The sequence below is a fragment of the Thermococcus sp. genome, assembly GCF_026991495.1.
GTDB lineage: Archaea > Methanobacteriota_B > Thermococci > Thermococcales > Thermococcaceae > Thermococcus.
This window is the reverse complement of sequence record NZ_JALXBJ010000076.1, coordinates 1-3,722: the sequence shown is the minus strand read 5'-3', so window position 1 is coordinate 3,722 and position 3,722 is coordinate 1. Positions and strand designations below refer to the sequence as shown.

Sequence of the window (3,722 nt, the reverse complement as noted above, 5' to 3'; positions counted from 1 at the left end):
CCCCTGCCCCGATCGGCGGTGATAACTAACATGCCCTCCCCCTCAACCAGCCCCTCAAAGGCCTTCAGAACCTTCACCTGCCCCTCGGTAAGGGCCATCTCGTAGAGTTCCCGCGGAAAAAGCCTCTCCTCCGGAACGGGGATGCTCTTTCTGGCCCTTATCCTCGCCTGGCTCTTGCTCCTCCTCGGCTTTTTCCTTACCTTTCCTTTCTCGGTGATTATGTAGATCCCATCGTGCTCCGCGAACTTCCGTATCAGCCTCCTGTTGAACCTCTTCTTCACGTCGTCTATCGTGTAGGGAGGGGTTACGAGGCTCTTGTGGAAGCCTGTCCACATGTCCTTCCACTTCTCCGGGGGATGACCGAGGATGAACACCAGGCCGCCACCGCGGACGGTCTCGATGATCCTGCCGAGGTCGTTCGGTGAGTAGTCGTAGCTCATGTCCAGGACGAGGAGGTCGTATGTTCTTCCAAGGATGTCGCGGGTGTACTTGAAGGTAATCGCCTGGACTTCGGCTTTTGAGCCCGCTATTACATCGAAGTGCTTTCTGAAGGCCTCGTAGCGCTTCCTCCCGAAGGTGTCCTCCCCAAGGGCGTCGGTGGCGTAGAGAACCTTCACGCTGTCCTCCTCCTCACCCCTCAGGCGCTTCTCGATGAGCTCCCCGAGGATCCCGCTGAGAACTCTCGCGGAGGCCCCGGCGAGGATTCCGGCCAGCTCCGCTTTTCTGAGCGTGTCCCCCTCGATGAGCACGATTCTCCTGTGGAACCTCTCAAGGGCCTGCGCCAAGGCCGTCTCGGTGAGCTTCAGCACCTGATCCTTGATCCTCTCGCCCTTAGCGTAGTCTCTCACTTCCTTATCAAAACGAACCTTAACCATCATCTCTCCTCCCCCGATAAAGGGAAGAGGGGGAACTTAAAAAGGTGTGCGTCAGCCTTCGAAGATGAGATTCAGCTCAACGCAGCTTGAGTTCCGGGCCCTCTCAACGTCCCCTTTGAGGTATCTCGACCAGCTTTCCTCCATGATCCTCCACGCGAGGCTTTCAGGTATCCGCCCACCGGACAGCTTTTCAACGTCGCCCACGACCTCTTTCGATACGGCATCGGGGTTCTCTATGGCGTAGCCGCTCACCCGGGTCCCCATGACCTTCACGACGCTCGTGTTCCAGAGGCCAAGAACCAGAGCCTTCTCGCGCAGGCGCTCAATGAGCTGGCGTGCCCGTTTCCAGTCGGTCACGAACAGAACCCCCTCCTTCCCATTGTACAGCCTGCTCTCGGAGTAGAGGGCCTCACTCCTGAATTCCAGTACGGTGCTGTAAGCGGCCCCTCCCTTTACCAGGTAGCCCAGTGAGCGGCAGGTTGCGTTCGGCATCTCGCCTTCCCTGAATTGGGGCAGGTGCGTGGACTTCGAATGGTAGAGCTTGACCCCGAGGGGCACGAGGAGGAGGATGATGAGCGCGGCGACAATAGCCTTCCTCCATCCTACTCCCCCACCCAGCCTGCCCACCAGCGTGAGGGGCAGCAGAATGCCCGCGGTGAGGAGGATCAGGAAGAGCAGGAGGGCCCAGAGGAGGTCCCAGTTCTCCCTTATGAAGAGGAGGGGCTGGCCGGGCTTTATCACGATGGCGGTTAGGTTGCTCCCCCTCTCAACCTCGTTCAGCCTGGCCCGATCAATCCATGAGAGCGCCATCTGAAACTCGGCGTCTTCGAGGGCCCTCTCGTTCCCGCTCGAAAGGTAGTTCAGGAGGGAGTTAACGCTCCGGTTCAGGTCGTGGAGATAAACGCGCCGCTCTACGTCAGAGGGGGAGTAGCTTTTACCGGTCCCCTTCCACCTCCCCCTGACGTAGACTACGTAGGCGGACTCTTCCTCGCTGTAGTGATAGCCCGCTATGCCTTTCAAACTATTGAAGAAGGCCGCGGGATCGGCCGGCTTTACCGTTTTGAAGTACCCGGCTTCAACACTCATGACCGGAAACTTTTCGAGCTCCCTGCCGACTTTCTCGTAGGAGATCTCCTGATAAACGGGAATTAACAACATTAAGGTGATAAGTAGGGCGATTAATACTATTGACTTCCCTTTGCCCATAAGCACCCCCAACTCGTAAGGAACGCCCGTATAAAAATTTCATTGTAATCCCCATCGAAACGTTAAGCTTTTATATGAAAAAATCGAATTAATTCGGTGGTTCCAATGCCGAAAGGCCTCAGCGAGAAGGACCTCGGAAAGTTCAAGCTCGTTGGAAACGTGGACTCCTTCAAAAGAAAGCTCGTCTTTCAGGTGACCGAGATAAGCCTTGAGAAGGACGACTACTTCTCAAGGCTCTATCTCTATGACGGGAGGAAAGTCAGGCCCTTCACCGCTGGAAAGAAGGACTCCAATCCGAGATTTTCACCGGACGGAAGGCTCGTGGCGTTTGCATCAAAGCGCGGCAAGGATGGCAAAGAGGCCGAGCTCTACGTCATCCCCACTGACGGCGGAGAGGCGAGGCTCTTGGCGAAGTTCAAGTATGGACTTCAGAACCTACGCTTCACGGAGGACGGGAAAAGTATAGCCGTTGTAACCCCCATCGATATCGAGAAGAAGCCCAGAGACGATGTTCACGTCATCAAGGAGATCCCCTTCTGGTTCAACGGGATTAGCTGGGTCTATGGGAAGAGGAGCGTCGTTTACCTCGTCGATGTTGAGACCGGCAGGAAAAAGCGCGTAACGCCAAAGAACCTCGACGTATCTCAAATCCGCTTCCACAAAGGGAAGCTCTACTTTACCGCCCAGGAAGACCGCGAGAGAAAGCCGATGGTGAGCGACCTCTACGTTATTGAGGGCAGGAAGGCAAAGCGCTTGACTCCTGGTAAATGGGACGTCTCCGACTTCATCCCGCTCGGTGACGGGACCTTTATCCTCAAGGCCAACACCCGCGAGCGTGGAATCCCCACAAACACCCACATCTACCACTACGACCCCCAAACCGGAGAGATGAGGAAGCTCACGAAAGACCTCGACCGCTCCGCTTACAACTCACTCAACTGCGACGTTCGCGGCTCTCAGAGGGCGGAGTTAGCTTTTAAGGACGGCTGGGTTTATTATATAGCCACCGATGGCCCGAGGGCGAACCTCTTCCGCGTGAACCTCGATGGCAAGATAGAGCGCGTTGTCGGCGGAGACAGAAGCGTCGAGAGCTTTGCCATAGGGGACTACATAGTCTTCACAGCTCAGGACGCCGTAACTCCGACGGAGCTTTACGTTCTCCGCGACGGAAAAGAGAAAAAGCTCACCGACTTCAACGGCTGGATTAAAGAGTATGCCCTCTCGGAGCCCGAGCACTTCAAAGTCAAGGCCAGCGATGGTGTTGAGATAGACGCCTGGATAATGAGGCCCGTTGGCTTTGAGCCCGGGAAGAAGTATCCCGCTGTTCTGGAAATCCACGGCGGGCCTAAAACTGCCTACGGCTACTCCTTCATGCACGAGTTCCACGTTTTGACGGCCAAGGGCTTTGTGGTTATCTTCTCCAATCCAAGGGGAAGCGACGGCTATGGAGAAGAGTTCGCCGACATAAGGGGCCGCTACGGCGAACGCGATTACCAGGATCTTATGGAGGTCGTCGATGAGGCTCTAAAGAGGTTCGACTTCATAGATGGGGAGAGGATAGGCGTCACAGGCGGTTCCTACGGGGGCTTCATGACGAACTGGATAGTCGGACACACCAAGCGCTTTAGGGCGGCGGTTACT

Annotated in this window: 3 protein-coding genes; 1 reads left to right on the top strand and 2 read right to left on the bottom strand. The window is 56.2% G+C overall.

All coding sequences use genetic code 11. The features are described from left to right. On the bottom strand, window positions 1-878 hold an 878-nt coding region (locus MVB78_RS08970; RefSeq protein ID WP_297490485.1), incomplete at its 3' end, for a tRNA(Met) cytidine acetyltransferase TmcA domain-containing protein. A gap of 48 nt (window positions 879-926) precedes the next feature. Next, window positions 927-2,087, bottom strand: a complete 1,161-nt coding sequence (locus tag MVB78_RS08965) for a hypothetical protein (protein ID WP_297490483.1) — start codon at window positions 2,085-2,087, stop codon at window positions 927-929. A 99-nt stretch (window positions 2,088-2,186) separates the two neighbouring features. Here MVB78_RS08965 and MVB78_RS08960 point away from each other — a divergent pair. After that, window positions 2,187-3,722: S9 family peptidase (locus MVB78_RS08960; RefSeq protein ID WP_297490487.1), on the top strand; the 1,536-nt coding region annotated here is incomplete at its 3' end.